Source organism: Homoserinimonas sp. A447 (genome assembly GCF_054489325.1).
In genome coordinates this window covers 1,745,766-1,764,100 of record NZ_JBTMWW010000001.1, presented here as the reverse complement: position 1 = coordinate 1,764,100, position 18,335 = coordinate 1,745,766, and the positions used below count along the sequence as shown (strand labels likewise).

The 18,335-nt window shown below is 66.1% G+C and carries 19 protein-coding genes and 1 other RNA gene; 7 read left to right on the top strand and 13 right to left on the bottom strand.

The window, feature by feature from the left end; all coding sequences use genetic code 11:
* Positions 1-8 precede the first annotated feature (8 nt).
* The 3 genes from ACX3O0_RS08565 to smpB all read left to right on the top strand — a co-directional run bounded on the left by ACX3O0_RS08565 (position 9) and on the right by smpB (position 4,135).
* Positions 9-2,876, top strand: a complete 2,868-nt coding sequence (locus tag ACX3O0_RS08565) for a hypothetical protein (protein ID WP_459107434.1) — start codon at positions 9-11, stop codon at positions 2,874-2,876.
* Positions 2,873-3,592: an ABC transporter ATP-binding protein gene (locus ACX3O0_RS08560; RefSeq protein WP_459107433.1), complete on the top strand. Its 720-nt coding sequence runs from the start codon at positions 2,873-2,875 to the stop codon at positions 3,590-3,592. The genes ACX3O0_RS08565 and ACX3O0_RS08560 overlap by 4 nt, the downstream gene beginning before the upstream one ends.
* 66 nt (positions 3,593-3,658) lie before the next feature.
* Positions 3,659-4,135 carry an SsrA-binding protein SmpB gene (smpB, locus tag ACX3O0_RS08555; protein WP_459093256.1) on the top strand — a complete coding sequence of 159 codons (477 nt, stop codon included), beginning with the start codon at positions 3,659-3,661 and terminating at the stop codon, positions 4,133-4,135.
* A 3-nt stretch (positions 4,136-4,138) separates the two neighbouring features.
* Here the strand turns inward: smpB and ACX3O0_RS08550 are convergent, their stop codons facing one another.
* Positions 4,139-4,630, bottom strand: coding sequence for a septum formation family protein (locus ACX3O0_RS08550; RefSeq protein WP_459108464.1), 492 nt, complete (start codon positions 4,628-4,630; stop codon positions 4,139-4,141).
* 88 nt (positions 4,631-4,718) lie between these two features.
* Positions 4,719-6,086, bottom strand: a complete 1,368-nt coding sequence (locus ACX3O0_RS08545; protein WP_459107432.1) for an NAD-dependent succinate-semialdehyde dehydrogenase — start codon at positions 6,084-6,086, stop codon at positions 4,719-4,721.
* Between the two features lie 223 nt (positions 6,087-6,309).
* On the opposite strand from ACX3O0_RS08545, the gene ssrA reads away from it, so the two are divergent.
* Positions 6,310-6,684: a transfer-messenger RNA gene (gene ssrA, locus ACX3O0_RS08540) on the top strand.
* A gap of 31 nt (positions 6,685-6,715) precedes the next feature.
* Here ssrA and ACX3O0_RS08535 read toward each other — a convergent pair.
* The 6 genes from ACX3O0_RS08535 to ACX3O0_RS08510 form a co-directional block, all read right to left on the bottom strand.
* The gene (locus ACX3O0_RS08535; RefSeq protein WP_459093253.1) at positions 6,716-7,006 is read right to left on the bottom strand and encodes a hypothetical protein; all 291 of its coding nucleotides are present in this window, start codon (positions 7,004-7,006) and stop codon (positions 6,716-6,718) included.
* A complete protein-coding gene (locus ACX3O0_RS08530; RefSeq protein ID WP_459107431.1) occupies positions 7,003-7,806 on the bottom strand; it encodes a hypothetical protein in 804 nt (267 codons plus the stop codon). The genes ACX3O0_RS08535 and ACX3O0_RS08530 overlap by 4 nt, the downstream gene beginning before the upstream one ends.
* 104 nt (positions 7,807-7,910) lie before the next feature.
* Positions 7,911-8,150, bottom strand: a complete 240-nt coding sequence (locus ACX3O0_RS08525) for a hypothetical protein (protein ID WP_459107430.1) — start codon at positions 8,148-8,150, stop codon at positions 7,911-7,913.
* A gap of 5 nt (positions 8,151-8,155) precedes the next feature.
* The gene (locus ACX3O0_RS08520; protein WP_459093250.1) at positions 8,156-8,806 is read right to left on the bottom strand and encodes an IMPACT family protein; all 651 of its coding nucleotides are present in this window, start codon (positions 8,804-8,806) and stop codon (positions 8,156-8,158) included.
* A gap of 4 nt (positions 8,807-8,810) precedes the next feature.
* The gene (locus ACX3O0_RS08515; RefSeq protein ID WP_459107429.1) at positions 8,811-10,439 is read right to left on the bottom strand and encodes an MDR family MFS transporter; all 1,629 of its coding nucleotides are present in this window, start codon (positions 10,437-10,439) and stop codon (positions 8,811-8,813) included.
* On the bottom strand, positions 10,436-11,071 hold the full coding sequence (locus tag ACX3O0_RS08510; protein ID WP_459107428.1) for a TetR/AcrR family transcriptional regulator: 636 nt from the start codon (positions 11,069-11,071) through the stop codon (positions 10,436-10,438). The genes ACX3O0_RS08515 and ACX3O0_RS08510 overlap by 4 nt, the downstream gene beginning before the upstream one ends.
* Before the next feature lie 80 nt (positions 11,072-11,151).
* On the opposite strand from ACX3O0_RS08510, the gene ACX3O0_RS08505 reads away from it, so the two are divergent.
* Positions 11,152-12,612 carry an MFS transporter gene (locus ACX3O0_RS08505; RefSeq protein WP_459107427.1) on the top strand — a complete coding sequence of 487 codons (1,461 nt, stop codon included), beginning with the start codon at positions 11,152-11,154 and terminating at the stop codon, positions 12,610-12,612.
* Here the strand turns inward: ACX3O0_RS08505 and ACX3O0_RS08500 are convergent.
* The 4 genes from ACX3O0_RS08500 to aroA form a co-directional block, all read right to left on the bottom strand.
* The gene (locus ACX3O0_RS08500; protein WP_459107426.1) at positions 12,609-13,151 is read right to left on the bottom strand and encodes a septum formation family protein; all 543 of its coding nucleotides are present in this window, start codon (positions 13,149-13,151) and stop codon (positions 12,609-12,611) included. The genes ACX3O0_RS08505 and ACX3O0_RS08500 overlap by 4 nt on opposite strands.
* 70 nt (positions 13,152-13,221) lie before the next feature.
* Positions 13,222-14,010 carry a histidinol-phosphatase gene (hisN, locus tag ACX3O0_RS08495; RefSeq protein ID WP_459107425.1) on the bottom strand — a complete coding sequence of 263 codons (789 nt, stop codon included), beginning with the start codon at positions 14,008-14,010 and terminating at the stop codon, positions 13,222-13,224.
* Between the two features lie 73 nt (positions 14,011-14,083).
* A complete protein-coding gene (rsgA, locus tag ACX3O0_RS08490; protein WP_459093244.1) occupies positions 14,084-15,106 on the bottom strand; it encodes a ribosome small subunit-dependent GTPase A in 1,023 nt (340 codons plus the stop codon).
* A gap of 9 nt (positions 15,107-15,115) precedes the next feature.
* Positions 15,116-16,522, bottom strand: coding sequence for a 3-phosphoshikimate 1-carboxyvinyltransferase (aroA, locus tag ACX3O0_RS08485; protein ID WP_459093243.1), 1,407 nt, complete (start codon positions 16,520-16,522; stop codon positions 15,116-15,118).
* Between the two features lie 113 nt (positions 16,523-16,635).
* Between aroA and ACX3O0_RS08480 the strand changes: the two genes are divergently transcribed.
* A complete protein-coding gene (locus ACX3O0_RS08480; RefSeq protein WP_459093242.1) occupies positions 16,636-17,310 on the top strand; it encodes a sigma-70 family RNA polymerase sigma factor in 675 nt (224 codons plus the stop codon).
* Positions 17,307-17,546 carry an alpha-ketoglutarate decarboxylase gene (locus tag ACX3O0_RS08475; protein ID WP_459107424.1) on the top strand — a complete coding sequence of 80 codons (240 nt, stop codon included), beginning with the start codon at positions 17,307-17,309 and terminating at the stop codon, positions 17,544-17,546. Before ACX3O0_RS08480 ends, ACX3O0_RS08475 begins: the two co-directional genes overlap by 4 nt.
* A 112-nt stretch (positions 17,547-17,658) precedes the next feature.
* On the opposite strand, the gene ACX3O0_RS08470 is transcribed toward ACX3O0_RS08475, so the two are convergent.
* Positions 17,659-18,282, bottom strand: a complete 624-nt coding sequence (locus tag ACX3O0_RS08470; protein ID WP_459093240.1) for an NADPH-dependent F420 reductase — start codon at positions 18,280-18,282, stop codon at positions 17,659-17,661.
* Positions 18,283-18,335 lie beyond the last annotated feature (53 nt).

The window sequence follows — 18,335 nt, the reverse complement described above, 5'->3', positions numbered from 1 at the left end:
GGAGCTGCATGGCGGTCGTCCCCGGCCCTGTTCGCAGGGTGGTGCGCAATCGCGCGCGTGTCATTGCGGTCGCCATTCTCGCGCTGGTGAGCCTTGCGGCAGCCGGGATCAACGTCACCGCCGCCGACCGTCTTCAATCTCTGCTCGATGAGAACTGGCGGGGTGCCTACGACATCCTGGTGACCGCAGAGGGCAGCGAGGTGGCTGGACTGCTGGCGCCCAACGCGCTGGCCGGGGGCTCCGAAACCATGACGCTGGAAGACCTCGCGAGCATCCGTTCTGTCGCCGGAATCGACGTTGCGGCGCCGATCGGAGAAGTCATCATCCCGGCGCTCGCGTCGCGGCAGGAGAGGTTTGTGCTGCCCCGGGGTGCTGCCGGGGCTAATCAGGTACCTCAGGCGTTCCGCCTGACGGTGACCCGCCACACGGATGACGGACTGGGTGAGCGCCTGGTCTCCGCCGAGGTGTATCCGCTGGTGGTCGATGAGACCGATCATCCAGAGCAGGAGTGGCCGCCCTGTGTCTTCGACGACTTCGAAGTCGACCCGGAGAAGTATCCGCTGCTGGCAGCCAGCTGCGGAAACCGCACGCCTGAGGCGACCGTCTCCTATCCGATTGGCGGTGGCTGGGCGAGTGGCGGTGAGATCGACGGTGACCAGGTGTTGTTCACGCTGGGCAGCGCCGTCAACGCCAGCACCCGGGTCACCCTCGTCGACCCGGTCGCCGAGCGTGCACTGCTCGGCGAGGCCGGCGACTTCCTGAAGCCGCTCGAGGCGCTCTCGGGAGACGGGCCAGCGTCGACGGCCGCGGTCGAAGCCTGGAGCGCATCGGTCGACAACGACTTCACCCGGGCGTTTGCACAGCAGAAGGAGGCGCTGGATGCCCTGCAGAGCGGGCACTACCGCTGGCTTGCTGAACTGAAACAACTCTATGAGGACAACGGTTCGACCATCGACTTCGAGTCCTCTGAGGCGGAATACATCCCGCTGGTGGTGCGGAAGACCGGGCCGGCTCCGCTGACGGTCACCATCACGGTGGAGGCGTTCGGCCCGGCGATCGCGTCAGGGCCGCCAGCCCCATTCGCGTCACAGCTGTTCGAACTCCCCGCGGCGCTGGAAGCGGGCGACCCGGGAAGACCGATCGGATCCACCACAGTGGACGCGTCGGCCCTCCTCAACCCGTTCAATGACCGGGAAGTCCGGATCCCGTGGCCCGGCACTTCGACGGAGGTGGGGGAGGGGCGACTCTCACCGTACGGAATGAACATCTATGCCTTGGGCAGCGCTAAGCCCCCGAACTACCGGGTGACCAGCGACGAGAAGGACGGCGTCGAAGTCGACGTGCGATCGAGCGGATACCTGGCCCCCCTCCTGTCGATGCATGACCCGAATAATATGGTCCCCCTGCAGGAGGACGGCACGGTGGCCGGGGTGGAGAGTACCTTCATCTCAGAGCTCCGGGCCAGGGCGATCACCTCCGGCTACGGGTTCGCGGCCGTCCCGGTCGGCGGTTTCTCCCTCGACGGCATCGCCGACCTGCAGACCGAACTGGGCCACGTTCCGCTCGGTGCCTACCACGCCCTGGGGTCGACGGTCGCGCTCGAGACACCACGCGGCGGAACCAGCACAGTGGAGCTGAACCCGAGCGTTTCCGGCCTGGGGCTGGTCAGCGCCGATACCGTGGCGATCGCATCCGTCGATTCCGCGGTCGCAATGGGCCAGCTTTCGCCGATCAATGCGGTGCGGGTGCGGGTCGCGGACGTGGACGCACCCTCCGTCGCCGGGTTCGGAACCATTGCCACCGTCGCGCAGGAGTTGCAGGATCTCGGGTTCGTGGCCACCATTGTGGCTGGATCGTCGCCGACGGATGTGACGCTGCACGTCGACGACTACGCGTTCGGTGTGACCAGTGCCGATGACGAGCAGGAGATCGGGTATCTGGGCGCGGTCACCCAGCGGTGGTCGGAACTGGGTGCGGCATCCCGCGTCGACCTGGCCGTCTCCTTCTCGAGTTTCGGCGTACTCGCCGTGGCGCTCGCGGCATCCGCGCTGTTGCTGGCGTCGGTTCCTGGTCGCCGGGCGCAGGCATCCGTCATGCGTACCATCGGCTGGGACCGCAGGCAGGTGTTCCGCTGGATGGCGGCCGAAGAGCTGGTTTCACTCGCGCTGATAGCACTGGCCGGTATTGCCGCGCTTGTCGTGTCGGGCATGCGACCGAGCGTGGGTCTCGTGGTCGGCGCCTCGACGGCGGTGCTGGTGCTCACCTCAGCGCTTGCCGTTGCGCTCGGAGCGCGCCCGACGACGGAGGGTTCCCGGTGGTGGCAACGCGGTGCGCGCGTCCGAGGGGAAGGCGAGCTGGACGCGTGGGTGACGTCGAGCCCACGCTTCGCGGTGCGCCAGTTGGTGGTGCATCCGACGAGCGCCATTGTCCAACTGCTCGCGACCGTCGTTGTCGGGGCATCCGCAGCTGCGGTGGCTGTGACGGTGCTGGAGGGTCGCAGGGCAGCCGGAGACTCGGTCCTCGGCGAGTTCGCATTCACCCAGGCTTTCGTCTCGCAGGCCGGCCTTGGGCTCCTCGCCCTGATTGCCGGAATCGTCCTTGCGGTGATCGCCCGCCGCATCGGGCTGACACGCAGGCGTGAACAGTGGGCGACGATGAGCGCGATGGGGTTCAGCGCTGGCCAGCTTCGGATGGTGCAGCTGGCCGAAGGTCTCCTGGCCGGGCTGCCGTCGCTCGCCCTGGCCGGCGCCACTGCCTGGATCTATGTCGGAGCCGTTGCCATCGAGTTCCGCGAGCTGAGCCTGCCGGTTGCCGCCGGTGCGGCAGGAGTATTGACGGTCGCGCTCGTGCTGGCCGGCTGGAGGGAGAAACGATGACGGATCAGGCCCAGGCAGGTCCGCTGCAGTCGACACGGAGGCAGTCGGTGTCGTCGGCGACCAGTGCCCCGGTCGTCGAACTGGCGGGGGTGACCATCCGTTACCCAAGGGCTGACGGGCATCCGCTGGACATTGTGACCAACTACGACCTGCGGCTGGTACGCGGTGAGATGCACTGCCTGGCCGGGCGGAGTGGTTCGGGCAAGACCAGCATCCTGCGAGTGGCAGCCGGCCTCGCCGCGCCGACCACCGGGGAGGTGCGCTGGAACGGCGACAGCATCGCCGCGCTCGGCAACGCCAGGATCACCGCCCTGCGACGCGATTTCGTCGGCTACCTCGACCAGAACGGGACCCTGATTCCCGGCCTCAGCGCGATCGAGAATGTGCTGCTGCCTGCTGTCGCCGCGCGGCGAACCCGCGAACTGGCATCCGTCGCCCTCGACCTGCTCGATGTGCTCGGAATCGGCGGGCAGGCCAGGAACCGGCCGGACCAGCTCAGTGGCGGGGAGCGGCAGCGGGTGGCTTTCGCCCGATCGCTGCTGCTCAGCCCACGGGTGCTCATGGTGGATGAGCCGACGGCCAGTCTCGACCGGGCAAGTGCCGACTCGGTCATCCGACTGCTGAAAGAACTGTCGGCGGATGGCATCACCGTGCTGGTCTCCGCCCACGATGAGAACCTGATCGCGGCGGCCGACAGCACGACCAGGCTTGCCTGAGGGGCACGAGCAGGGCGTTAGACTGATGGGCTGCCGAACGCAGCATCAACCAACCAGGAGTGAATCGTGCCCAGGGAACGTGGACAGAAAGTTGTCGCGTCGAACCGCAAAGCACGCCACGACTACACCATCGAAGACACCTATGAGGCCGGCCTGGTCTTGACGGGCACCGAGGTGAAGTCGCTGCGTGCCGGTCGGGCGAGCCTGGTCGACGGTTACGCGTTCATCGATGGCGGGGAGGCGTGGCTGGATGCCGTTCACATTCCCGAATACACCGGCGGCACCTGGAACAATCACCCGCCGCGGCGCAAGCGCAAGCTGCTGCTGCACAAGGCGCAGATCCTGAAGATCCACAACAAGGTCAAGGAGGGTGGATACACGCTGGTGCCGCTCTCGCTGTACTTCAGCGACGGCCGCGCCAAGGTGGAGATCGCCGTCGCGAAGGGCAAGCGCGAGTACGACAAGCGCCAGGCGCTGCGTGAGCGGCAGGACACCCGCGAGGCGCAGAGGGCCATGTCGGCCCGCCGTAATCTCGGCGAGTAAGGCCTATCCGAGGTAGGGGTACTCGGCGCCTTTGCCCTCGAGTGAGCCGGTGACCGGGCCGTTCATGTCGAATGCCAGGCAGACCACCTCACGGTCGCCCTGATCCCAGCTCTGCTCACTCGGGTAGTACGGGAAGTAGTTCAGTGACGTCTCTTCGTATGGTGCGCCGATCCAGCTCCCGAAGTCCGCGAAGCACCCGTTGTCGGCATCACCGGAAACCGTTTCGTCGCCGGGATATGCGGTACCGGCGGGGAACTCATCGGCGTCGAACTCCCAGGTCAGGTACACCTCGTTGTCATGAAGGTCGTCGCAGGACGCGTCCCTGACCGCAGTCACTTCGGTCGCTTCGCTGTCGTCATCGTTCATGCAGTCACCGACCTGGATGCTGAACACATCCTTCTTGCCCTGGGCGGCATCCGTCACCTGGGTGACCAAGGCACACCCGGTCAGGCCGAAAGCCAGAATTGCACCGGTGGTGGCGGTAGCGAGCAGCATTTTCGGCACGGGCATGCCTTTCGGGGTTGGTCAGTCGTGATGAGGGGTCGACGCAACTCCGCAAGGGAGCTGACGACCCCTCACCGTATCAGCCGATGCGGATCAGCTTCTTGTTGACGAATTCGGCAGCACCGAAACGACCCAGCTCGCGGCCCATTCCACTGCGCTTCACCCCGCCGAACGGCAGCTCTGCGCTGTCCGCGCCGACGACGTTCACGTAAACCATGCCGGCTTCGATGCGGTCGGCGACCCGAAGAGCCTGCTCCTCGTCAGTGGTGAACAGGTAGGAGCCGAGCCCGAACGGGGTGTCGTTGGCGAGCTCGACAGCGTCCTCCTCTGATGCCGCCCGGTAGAGGGTGGCGACCGGGCCGAAGAACTCCTCGTGGAATGCGTCGTTGTCGCGCGTCACATCGGTGAGCACGGTTGCCGGGTAGAAGGCGCCATTGCGCTCACCCTTGACGGCGACAGTGGCGCCCTGCGCCTCCGCCCGCTTCACCTGCTCTTCGAGGTGCTCTGCGGCATCCAGCGACGACAGCGGCCCGTAGTCGGCACCATCGACGGTGGGGTCACTCGGGGTGCTGTCCAGGAGGGCCGCGGTGAACTTGTCGCGGAACTCGTCGAACAGCTCGTCGAGCACGATGAATCGCTTCGCCGCGTTGCACGACTGGCCACTGTTGTCGAGGCGACCGGCGATGGCTGCCTCCACCGTGGCGTCCATGTCATCGGTGCTGAGAAGGATGAACGGGTCGGAGCCGCCCAGCTCCAGCACCACCTTCTTGAGGTGACGGCCAGCAACCTCGGCGACGGCGGCGCCGGCGGCCTCCGAACCGGTGAGGGAGACGCCGGCCAGCCGCGGGTCGGCGATGGCCTTCGCGACCTGCTTGCTGTCGGCGTAGACGTTCGTGTACGCGCCTTCCGGGAATCCGGCGTCCCGGAAGACCTGTTCGATGGCAGCAGCTGATTCCGGGCACTGGGAGGCATGCTTCAGGATGATCGTGTTGCCGATCATCAGGTTGGGGCCGGCGAAGCGGGCCACCTGGTAGTACGGGAAGTTCCACGGCATGACCCCCAGCAGCACGCCGAGGGAGTTGGTGCGCATGAACGCCGAACCCTCCCCGCCCAGCAGGGTGATCGGCTCATCCTTCAGGAACTCCTGCGCGTTGTCGGCGTAGTAGCGGTAGATGTCGGCCGAGAAGTCGACTTCGCCGAGTGCCTGGTCGACCGGCTTGCCCATCTCGCGCACGATGATCGCCGCGAGCTCGTCGCGGCGCTCCTCGTGCAGGTCGCCGACCTTCCGCAGCATGGCGGCGCGATCGTCGATGGACGAGTTGCGGGACCAGGTGCGGTGGGCGTCATGGGCGGTGGCAATCACTTGCTCGAGTTGGTCATCCGTGATCTGCGGGAACGTCTGGACAGTGTCCCCGGTGGCGGGGTTGACAACGGCATAACGGCTCACGAGCCATCTCCTTTCACGTCTCGGGCAGCACTACCCGAAATCCTTCTGTATGAGCTAATCATGTCTGCGGAGCCGGTGGGGACAGCGGATGTCGACCTGGCGGGCCAGTGGCGCATCCGGTCCCGATGACGTAGACTAGAGGGCTGCCCGGGGCACACTGAAGCGTCGGCGGCTTGACAACTCAACAGCGCGCGATAGTGACTAACTCTTCACAGGGTTGCATGGGGATGATCGGTTTCGACATTGCCTGCGCAATTGTGAGAAGCGGGTCGAGGATGCCGGCTTATCTCGTAAACGATGCCTGCAAACTATAAGTGCCAATAAATCACGCACTGACTTCGCCCTCGCTGCCTAAGCGAGCGCACTAAAGAAGTCCGTCAGTCCGGGAATGCTCTCTACCCGGGTCCTGGCGTTATCTAGAGAGATTGCTTCGTAGAGTCGTCAGAGGGCTACGAGGGACTTGAACTCTGACTGGGCTTGTCGGTTTGGCTGTTAGTGGCAAATTCCGGAGCCGAGTAGAACGATTTCACTGACTACACCCGTAGAAGGCACATGACCACAGCAGTGGACCGGGGTTCAATTCCCCGCATCTCCACCATGGGATTGCTATCGCGCGCTGTTCGAGTCACCTATCCCGCTGGAGCCTGCTCGGCCAGTTCGCGCCATTCATCGAGCGTGCCGTCTTCAATTGCGCGTCGAGCCTCATCGACTTCGTCGGGCGTGACCAGCCCTTCCGCGACGGATGCCTCGATGTCGGCGGTCGACAGCAGTACGGCTGCAAGCACGACGCCTTCAGCGCTCACCGTGTCGCTGACCGGGAGAACGGATGCGGCTGTCCCGCCTGGACCGCAGCCGGTCAGGGCCAGGGCGGTCGCCAGCATAATAGCGACCATGGCGCCGGTGGGGCGCGGCCGACTCATCGTCCGCTCTTGCCGTTCCCGGAACCCTTGTTGCCGTTTCCGTTGCCCCTGTCTGTCTTGTCAGGCTTGTCTGCCTTGTCAGGCTTGTGCGCCCTATCCGCCTTGCCTGGCTTGGTGTCGGTCACGTCGTCGGACATCCCGTCCAGCGAGATCGGAGCATCCTCGAGCGGTTCGCCGGTCTTCTTCTCGAGCTGGACGCGAGCACGGTCCAGGCGAGCGGCGGCGTGCTCGCCCTGACGCTCAAGTTTGGCCAGGGCTGCGGCCTGCTCGTCTTCCGGCAGTGCGGTGATGTCGCCGACCTTTGCCGCGTGTCTGGCCAGCCAGGCGGTGACGTGGTTCACCTGCATCTCGTAGCGAAACTGGTGCGCACACAGGTTGGCTCCGGCTTCCGCAGCTTCGCGGCACTCGGCGAAGTCGGCTTTGATGGTGTCGAAGGCGGCGTGCCAGGCAGTCGCGACTTCGTCCCAGGCGTCGCCCTGTTCGCCGAGTTCTTCGGCGAGTGCTTCCTCGATCTCGCCCTTGTCAACGGACTCCGGGTCATCGATGGCCTGTTCGGCCAGCTCTTCCACGCTGAGTGAGATCACGCCGGCTTCGAGCGCGGCGGAAATGGCGGCCTGCAGGGCCGCAGCCAGGTCTGCGTCCGGGGCGGTGACGTTCAGGTTCTCCAGCGTCGACTCAGTGATCCAGGCGGCGACATCTTGCTCGGTGGCCGCGTTCGCCGGTGCCGCGCCAAGTGCTACTGAACCGACCACCAGGGCCAACGCCATCCCGGCCGGCCGAAGAATTCCCCACGATTTCACGATGCCCCCAAACGAAGAATATTCGGAGCGTAGCAGTCTTGGGCGCGTACCGCACCTGGGGACAGACCGATCGGTCCGCGCGGCGGACGCTCATCCCGGCTCGATCAATCGATCGGGGAGAATCGAGGCGCTCGTCGCGGTGGAGGAGGCGGTACAGCCTTGGCCGCGGTGACCTCGCTCAGCGTTATGGTGACCATCCCGCGGCGCGTTTCGATGGTGCATTCGTGGTCGCTGCGTTCGCGGAGGTAACCGACTGCGTCGGTGAATCCGTCCTCGATGCGTTTGCGCACCGTCATCCGCGTTCCCAGCGGCGCATTCCTGATGAACTCGGCCGGATTTGCCATGGCCATCAGCCTACGTCGACCCACTCTTCGCCCGCCGGCTCGACGGTGCCCGCGCCTGAGGTGATACCGGAAACCAGCGATGCGAGGTCAACGCGGTCGCCTGCCGTCATCCGTAACATCGCCGTTCGCCCATAGTCCGTGCCGAGGACGGTGACGCCGCGCTGGCGAAGCTCAGCCTCGACGCGTCCGGCATCCGCGTGGGCCAGCGAGAGGCTGAAGAGTTCGCGCCGCTGGCGTTGTACAACGAGGCCGGCGACGATGGCGTCGTCGATGCTGCTGAGCACTGCGTCGGAGTACGCACGCGCCAGGCCGCCGGCACCCAGCAGGGTTCCGCCGAAGTACCGTGTCACCACGGCAACGGTGTCGATGAAGCCTCGGCCGCTGAGTACTTCGAGCATCGGCCGACCGGCCGTTCCGGACGGTTCGCCGTCGTCGTTCGAGCGCCGCACCTGGGTGGGGGCGGATGCCGGGCCGAGCACGAACGCTGAGCAGTGATGCCTCGCGGCGAAATGCTCGCGACGGGCGTCATCGATAACCGAGCGCGCTGCCTCCTCCGTTTCGACCCTGACCAGCCGGCAGAGGAATCGCGATCGCTTGACCTCGATTTCGGAGTCGACGCGGACGCCGACCCCGCCGCGCAACGTCACGTCCGCCATGCGGCTATTCTCGCGTACTGCCGCTCCGGTCCGAGGGGGTGGCGACCGGGTTGTCCGAAGTGATCAGCAACTGGCCCTCCGCAACCGACTCCGGCATGATGTCGCGCTCGATGGTGGTCGCCAGTGGGACCTCCTTGACGAAGAGCAGCAGCACGAACGCCGCGAGCGCGAGCGGCACCATGTACAGGAACAGGGGAGCCAGCGCGTCGTTGTAGGCCAGGTCGATGACCTCCCGCAGTGGGCCAGGAAGCTCCTTCACCGCACCGGGCGTCAGCGAGTTGATGCCGCCGACAGCGGATGGCCCGCCGGCGGGCAGCCGCTCGATCAGCAGGTCGCTGAGCCGGGTGGCGAAGAGGCTCCCCACCACGGCGCTTCCCAGGGACGCGCCGATCTGGCGGAAGAAGTTGTTCGAGGCGGTCGCCGTTCCGACCTGGCTGTTCGGGAACGAGTTCTGCACGATCAGCACCAGGATCTGCATACTCGTGCCGAGGCCCATACCCATGATCGCGATGTAGGTGCAGAACAACCAGAGCGGCGTGTCCGGAGTCAGCGTGCCCAGCAGCCCCATACCGACGGCGACCACGAGGGAGCCGACGATGGGCATCCACTTGTACCGTCCGTACTTGCTCACCAGTGCACCCGTGCCGACCGAGGTGATCAGCAGCGCACCCATCATCGGGATCATCAGGAGGCCGGCCTGGGTGGCATCCGCGCTGAAGGTCATCTGCAGGTAGGTGGGGAGGTAGCCGATCGCGCCGAACATGGCCACACCGGTGAGCAGCCCGGCGATGGTGGTCAGGTTGAAGTTGCGGTCCCTGAACAGGTGGAGCGGGATGATCGGCTCCGCGGTCTTGCGCTCGACCAGCACGAAGGCAATCGCGGCGACAACGGTCAGCACCGCGAGGCCGATGATGGTGATCGAGTCCCAGGCGTAATCCTTTCCGCCCCACGAGGCGACCAGCACCAGGGCGGTCGTCGCCACGGCGAGCAGGGCCATGCCCCAGCCGTCGATCCGCACCTTGCCCGGGGCACGCTTCGGCAGGTGCAGGAAGTAGACGGCGGCGAAGAGAGCCAGGATGCCCAGCGGAATGTTGATCCAGAAGGTCCAGCGCCAGCCGATGCCCTCGGTGAACCAGCCGCCGAGCAGCGGTCCAGCGACGGATGAGACGGCGAAGACCGCGCCCATCACGCCCATGTACTTGCCGCGCTCCCTGGCGGGCACGACGTCGGCGATGATCGCCTGCGAGAGGATCAGCAGTCCTCCGCCCCCGAGCCCCTGAACAACGCGACCGATGATGAGCACGTTCATGTCACCGGCCAGCCCGCCGACGACGGACCCGGCCATGAACAGCAGGATCGCCGCGATCAGCAGGCTCTTGCGGCCGATCAGGTCACCGAGCTTGCCGTAGATGGGCATCGTGATGGTGGACGCCAGGATGTAGGCGGTCATGATCCAGAGCATGTTGTCGACGCCGTTGAGCTCGCCGACCATGGTCGGCATGGCGGCGCTGAGGACGGTCTGGCTGAGGGAGGCCAGAAGCATAGACAGCATGAGGCCGATGAACAGCAGGATGAGGCCGCGCCTGGATTCGTGCGATCGGGCTGGTGGACCTTTGGTGGTGGTGGCGCTCATTGGATGCGTGCAGCTACCTCTCGGAGAGTGGAAAGTGATGCCTCGAGCGCGCGATCGTCGTCAGCGTCGGTCGAGGACAGGTCGGGGGATTGGGTGACATTTCGAATGGCGATACGGATGCTGCTGGTCGCGAGCATGACCAGCATCTGGGCGGAAGCCTCGTGATCGGTCACGTCCGCGAAGGTGGCGAGCGTGCGCATCCGCTGTGCGACGACGGGCACGATTCTCTGCTCGACCGCGAAGACCCGTGCCATCTGGCGCTGCAGGAGTTCCGGATGCTGGCGCAGCAACTCCCGTCGGTCGCGCATGATGTGATGGTCGGTGGGAGACGACGAGAACACGTTCCGCATCAGCAGCACGAGCTCATGCAACAGGTCGGTCCCAGTAGATGCCGTGAACTCTTCGAGTTCATCGTCGGTCGGCAGAGCCTCGTGGAAGCCGAGCATGGCGTCTTCCTTGCTGGGGAAGTAGTTGAAGAAGGTGCGAGCCGATACGCCGGCTTCAGCGCTGATCTCCGCAGCGGTCACGCTCTGTGGCCCGTCGGCCAGCGCGCGCCGTACCGCAATGCGATGGATGGCCTCTCGGGTGGTGCGCTGCTTGCGCGCTCGCAGGCCATCATCCGTCACGGTCATTCGACCAATTCTTGCATAGTGTGCAATTTTGCACAACTGCAATTATCTACAGAAGGTGTCCAGCATAGGATTGCCCCTTGATGAGAGACGACGGCCCAGAATCCAGGCATGCGGACAGGGTCCGCTGGGAGGCATTTGCCGTCTGCGCGGCCGTCGCTTCGCTCACCATCATGGACCTGTCCAAGATCAACGTCGGCCTGCCGACCATCGAGCTCTCCCTCGGCGGCGGGCCAACCGAACTGCAACTGATCGTTGCCGGCTACGCCCTCGCATTCGGCCTCGCGCTGGTGCCGGCCGGCCGGCTCGGAGACGTCGGATCCCGCAAGGCCATGTTCGTCATCGGCCTGGTCTCGTTCACCCTGGCGAGCGTGCTGTGCGCGCTGGCGCCGAACATCCAGGTCCTCGTCATCGGGCGCATCCTGCAAGGGGTGGCAGCCGGCATCCAGATGCCGCAGGTGCTCGGGCTCATCCAGCAGCTGTTCCAAGGGCACGAGCGGGGCAAGGCGTTCGGGCTGTTCGGCGCGATCATTGGGCTTTCCACCGCGTTCGGGCCGACACTCGGCGGTCTCCTCATCGCGATCGGTGGGGAAGTGGACGGCTGGCGGCTGATGTTCTGGATGAACGTACCGCTGGGAATCCTTGCCCTGATCTTCGCCATCCGGCTGTTGCCAGCCCAGCAGCAGCACGAGTCGCTGAAGACGGAGCTCGATGTGGTCGGCATCCTGCTCCTCGGTGCTGCGATCTTCAGCCTCATGCTGCCGTTCGTGCTCACCACCGGAGGGCCCGACGACGACCCGAACCGCTGGTACTGGCTGATCGGTTTCGTGGTGGCGGGCGTCGCCTTCGTGCTCTGGGAGAAGAACTTCCTGGCTCGGGGAAAGTCGCCGGTGATTCGCTTCAGCCTGCTGGGCCTGCAGTCGTACCGGAACGGCATCCTGGTCGCCACCGCGTATTTCGCGGCAATGCCCGCCATCTTCCTGCTCACCACCCTGTACCTCCAGCAGGGGCTCGGGCTGGCCGCTGTCTTCGCCGGGATGGTCACCATCCCCTTCGCGCTCGTCTCGGCGTACACCTCGTGGATCGGCGGGCGGCTGGTGAACAAATTCGGACGGTGGCTCGTGCTCGCCGGACTGGGCCTGGTCATCACCGGGTTCGGGCTGGCCCTCCCGATCTCCGCGTATGCCCCGAACGAATTGGTGCCCTGGCTGCTGTCGGCCGCGATGATCGTCTCCGGTGCCGGTGGCGGACTGGTCATCTCACCGAACCAGACCCTCACCCTGCAGGACGTGCCTGTCGTGCAGGGAGGTGTCGCCGGCTCGGTGGCGCAGGTGGGGCAACGGGCTGGAACTGCGATCGGTGTCGCGGCTGCCACGTCCACCTACTTCGCCACCATTTACGGCGAGCCCGGCGCACCAGCGATCGCCGTGTACGCGGATGCTTTCCACAACGGGCTGTATGTCGCGCTGGGGCTGGTGGTGGTGGCGCTGGTGTTCAGCCTGCTCGACCTGAAGAAGCCGGCTGCGGGCGTCGAAATTCGCTAGGAGTCGCCCGCTGGCTCGCCTTCAACCGGTACCACCGCGGCTGCACGTTCGGCACCCTTGCCCTTGAGGCTGTACGTGGTTTGCGCCGCCGAATCGTAGACATAACAGAGCACCTCGCGGTCGCCCAGTTTCCAACTGGCGGCACTAGGTGCGAAGAAGTCGAACGTCAGGGTGCCGGCCTCCGCGAGCGGCACCCCGATGAACTTCTCGAACTCAACGAGGCAGTCCGCGGTGCTCTGCAGGGTCACGGTGTCGTCGCCGGGAAACTTCTCGGCATCCAATTGGATGCTGGCGATGGCCTCGTTGTCGTGATCGAGCGTGCAGTTCTCGCGCGGAACATCCACTACGGCGTCCTCTGCGGTCAGGATGCTCACGGTGTTGTTGAAGCATTCGCCGACCACCAGTGTGTGGGCGCCGATGCGCTCGGGCAGGACCTGTTCGACGACAGCGGACACCTGGCTGCATCCGGTGAGGGCGACGGATGCCAGCAGTACGCTGACGAGAGCCACCGGCCGGGCGAAGCGCAGGGAGAAGGTCAAGAGGGACTCTGCTTTCTGCTGGCACTCGAACGGACGGCTACATCCTATTGAGGTTTCGGCGACTTTCGTGTCAACCGGCCGAGACGACCTGCAGAACGGCGTCGTGCAGCAGGGTGTTGGTCGCGAGGGCCGATCCGTGCCACGGGCCCGGCCTGCCCGCCATCGACGTGAACCGGCCACCGGCCTCCTCGACGATCGGCACCAGGGCCGCCATGTCGTACGGTTGCAGGTCGTACTCCCCGGCGACATCGATGAGGCCCTCCGCCAGCATCATGTATGACCACATGTCGCCGTAGGCACGAGTGCGCCACACCTGGCGGGTAAGGGCGACCAACTGGTCCAGGTGCCCGTGCGCGTCCCATTGCTGGATGCTGTTGTAGCTGATGGACGCGTCGGCCAGCCGCGAGACGGCTGACACGCGCATCCGCCGCTCGCCGTCGACGTCGCGGACCCAGGCGCCGCTCCCCGCCGCGGCCCACCAGCGCTTGCCGAGCGCCGGCGCGCTGACGACGCCGACGGTCGGGGTGCCGTCGATGGCGAGGGCGATCAGGGTCGCCCAGACCGGCACCCCGCGAAGATAGTTCGCGGTGCCGTCGATCGGGTCGATGATCCACTGGCGTGACGAGGAACCTTCGGTGCCGAACTCCTCGCCGAGGATCGAATCGTCCGCGCGGTCGGCGGCAAGCCGGCCCCGGATGGCGTGCTCGACGGCGCGGTCCGCATCCGTGACCGGCGTGCGGTCGGGCTTCGTGGTCACTTCCAGGTCGAGAGCGCGAAAGCGGGTGGCCGAGATCTCGTCGGCCGCGTCGGCCAATTCGTGGGCGAGGGCGAGGTCGTCGGCGAGGGAATATTCAGGCACCTGCCAAGGCTATCGCCAGCCTCGTTTCGATACGGCGCTTCGCGCCCACTCAGCCCGCAGAATTCGCGCCTGCTCAGGCGAGGGACGCGAGGAGCCGCTGGAACGAGTCCAGCCTGAGCTTGCCGGTCTCACCCAGCTCACCGCCCCCGACCCTCTCGTTCAGCTCGCAGTCCGGCGCATCCGCCAGATGGGTGCAGCCGCGCGGGCAGTCCTCGGCGATGGCGGCCAGGTCGGTGAACGACTTCAGGATGTTCGCGGCGTCGACGTGCCCCAGGCCGAATGAGCGCACGCCTGGCGTGTCGACGATCCATCCGCCTGCCACCCGGTACGACACCGTCGATGACGAGGTGTGCCGCCCGCGACCGGTCACCAGGTTCACCCGGCCGATCGCCCGGTGGGCATCCGGGACGAGCGCATTCACCAGGGTCGACTTGCCGACGCCGGAATGGCCGACCGCGACGGTGGTGTGGCCGGTGAGCAGCTTCTTGATCTCCTCGGTGGGCATCGCGCCGTGCCCGCTCGTGACAACCTTCACGTCGAGTGCGGCGAAATTCGCGAGGAACTCGGTCGGATCCTTCAGGTCGGTCTTGGTCACACAGAGGATGGGGGAGATGCCGGCGTCGAACGCGGCGACCAGGTACCGGTCGACCAGTCGGGGGCGCGGCTCCGGGTCTGCGGCCGCGACGACGATCAGCATCTGGTCGGCGTTCGCCACGATGATGCGCTCCACCTCGTCGGAGTCATCGGCGCTCCGTCTCAGCACCGTGGTGCGCGGCTGGATGCGCACAATCCGGGAGAGGCTTCCCTCGGAGCCGGAGGTGTCGCCGACCAGGTCGACGCGGTCGCCGGTGACGATCGCCTTCTTGCGCAGCTCGGAGGCTCTGGACGCGGTGGCCTCGCGCTCATCCGCGCCGTCCTCATCGATGAGGACCGTGTAGCGCCCGCGGTCGACCGTGAGCACCCGCCCGGTCACGGCGTCGCTGTGCTCCGGGCGGATCTTCGTGCGGGGCTTGTTGCCCTTCGGGTTGGGGCGATTCCGCGCCTCATAGTCGGCGTACTTGTCGTCCTCATCGTCCTCATCGGTGAGCCAGCTCATGGGGAGGGATCAGATGAGGTTCAACGGGTCAGTGGGCTCTGCGCCGATGCCCAGGAGGGAGCGCTGCCAGAGTTCAGGGAACTGTGGCAGCGTCTTCGCGGTGGTGGCAATGTCATCGATCTCCAGGCCCGGAACAGCGAGGCCGATGATCGCGCCGGCTGTTGCCATCCGGTGGTCTTCGTAGCTGTGCCAGAGGCCGCCGGTCAGCGGCTTCGGGTCGATGGCGAGGCCGTCATCGAGTTCGGTGACCGAACCGCCCAGGGCGTTCAGCTCAGCGGTCAGCGCTGCCAGGCGATCGGTTTCGTGGCCGCGCAGGTGGCCGATTCCGGTGATGCGGCTGGGGCCGTCCGCCAGGGCGGCCAGGGCGACCAGGGCGGGCGCGAGTTCTCCGCCCAGGCTGAGGTCCAGTTCGACACCGCGGATGCGCCCGCCGCCGGCGAGCCCCACCCCGCCATCCACCGTGAAGTTGCCGTCGGCCCTGGTCACCGTCGCACCGAAGAGGGGGAGCAGGTGCTCGAGGTGCGCACCGACCTGCGTTGTCGCATCCGGCCAGCCCGTGATGGTCACCGTTCCGCCGGTGACCAGAGCGGCGGCCAGGAAAGGGGCGGCATTCGACAGGTCGGGCTCGATGTCGATCGAGCCGCCGGCAATCGGGCCAGCCGCGATGGTCCACTGGCCGGGGGCGGGGTTGACGACGGTGACTCCACGACCGGCAAGCGTGGCGATGGTCATCTCGATGTGGGGCAGGCTCGGGAGGGTGTCGCCCGTGTGAGTCAGCTGCAGGCCGTTCTCGAACCGGGCACCGGCCAGGAGCAGTCCGGACACGAACTGGCTCGACTGGGAGGCGTCGACCTCGATTGCCCCGCCGGCAACGCTGCCGGTGCCGTAGAGGCTGAACGGGAGCTTGCCCCGGCCGTCGTCGTTGACGTCGACGCCGAGCGCCCTCAGCGAATCGATGGTGGGGCGCATCGGGCGGCGGCGAGCCGACTCGTCACCGTCGAAAGCCACCGGACCCAGCGCGAGGGCAGCGACCGGGGGGATGAATCGCATGACGGTGCCGGCGAGACCGCAGTCGATGAAGGTTCCCCCTTCGAGCTCTCCCGGGGTGACGAGAAGGTCAGGACCGTACGGTCCCTGGCCGGTTTCCTCGATGATGACGCCGAGCGCGCGCAGCGCCTGCATCATGAGCGCGGTGTCCCTCGAGTGCAGCGGAGACCGGAGGATCGTCGTCTCGCCCGCCAGCGCGGCAAGCACCAACTCCCGGTTGGTCAGGGACTTCGAGCCCGGAAGCGACAGCTCAGCGGCAATGGGGCCGGATGCGGTCGGCGCGGCCCACGGCCCGTCGGCGATGACCTCGACCAGGTCGTCATTCTCGTACGGGTCGAACTCGGGGTTGGAATATCTGGAGATCAACATTGGTTACCAGAGTATCGGCAGTCGGCCGCTGTCAGGCAGGAGAGTTGTTCGTGATCGTCTTGGAGCATGCACCCACAGTCGCTCCCCACCGCGGGCAACTAAGCTGGTCGGCGATGACGAACACGCCTGAAGACCCGCAGTCCGGTGACGCTCTGGCGGATGTCGAAGCCGAGGGGGCTGCCCTTCCGGAGCCTTCCGCCGACGAGTTGCGCGCCCTCTTCGAAGAGCAGGCGCTCCCGTACATGGACCAGCTGTATGCCGCTGCCATGCGGATGACCCGCAACCCATCAGACGCAGCCGACCTGGTGCAGGAGACCTTCATCAAGGCCTTCGCCGCCTTCCGCCAGTACACGCAGGGGACCAACCTGAAGGCCTGGCTGTACCGCATCCAGACCAACACCTTCATCAACACGTACCGCAAGAAGCAGCGCGACCCGTACCAGGGCACCATCGATGAGCTCGAGGACTGGCAGCTGGGCGGAGCGGAGTCGGCGACATCGTCGTCGACCAGGTCGACCAGGTCTGCCGAGGCTGAGGCGATCGACCACCTGCCGGACAGTGCGGTGAAGGATGCCCTGCAGGCGATCCCGGAAGACTTCCGTCTCGCGGTTTACTTCGCGGACGTCGAGGGCTTCTCCTACCAGGAGATAGCCGACATCATGAAAACGCCGGTGGGAACCGTCATGAGCCGCCTGCATCGTGGCAGACGACTCCTGCGCGGCCTGCTGGCTGAATATGCACAAAGTCGCGGCGTGGCATCCGCGCCGAGTTCCGGAGTGAAGAAATGACCGATTGCGGTTGCGAGAAAGCGAAAGCCGAACTCGAAGAGTACCTGCACAACGAGTTGCGTAAAGAAGACGCCGCAGACATCGCCGACCACATGAAGAACTGCATCGAGTGCTCAAGCGAGGCGGAGGTCGGCAAGGTGCTCACGCTCGCCGTGCAGCGGGCGTGCCGCGAGACTGCGCCGGAAGACCTGCGTGCTCAGGTTCTGCTCAAGCTGAGGCAGATCCAGACCCACTGAGCTCCAGCCGGGGTTCGATCGCCTGAATCCGATGAGAATGCAAAAAGTCACCCAACCACGCTCGGTTGGGTGACTTTTCGCCTTCTCGCGGCGGGGATTCGCCGGCAGAGGACTAGTCGACGATCACGATGGCGGAGGCGAAGTTCGTTCCGCGCGTGAACTGCAGCTGCATGTGCAGCCAGGCAATGGCCTCGAGGGTGGCGGCTTGGCCGAGGGCACCGGTGTCGATGACGCGGAAGCCGGCCTTCTCGGCGAAGGCGACGAGCGCTGCCTTGGCTCCAGCATCATCCGCTGCCACCAGCAGGTCGAGCGGCTGGCCGTTCTTGTTGCCGGCGATGACGTTGGTCGCGAAGACGGTGTTGAACGCCTTGACGACGTTCGCATTCGGCGCGAGGGCGGCGATGGTCTCGGCGCCCGAAGTGTCGGGGGCAGTGGCCAGGCCGGTGAACTCCTCGTTCAGCGGGTTGGTGGCGTCGACGAGGGTCTTGCCGGCCAGGTCGCCCAGGGCCGGGACGACTTCGGAGGCGACCAGGTAGGGGATGGCGAGGAAGACAAGGTCTCCGGAGACGGAGGATCCGATGGCCGAGACGGTGACGGAACCGCCGAGCTCTGCGGCGAGGGCCTCGCCCTTGGTCTGATCGCGGACGATGAGCTGGACGTCGTCGCCTGCTGCGATGGCGCGAGTGGCGATTCCGCGGGCGACGTTTCCTGCTCCGACGATGCTGATGGTGCTCATGTTCTCCTCCAGGGTGTTTAGTTGAATGTTCAACTAATCCGACCCTAGCCTGA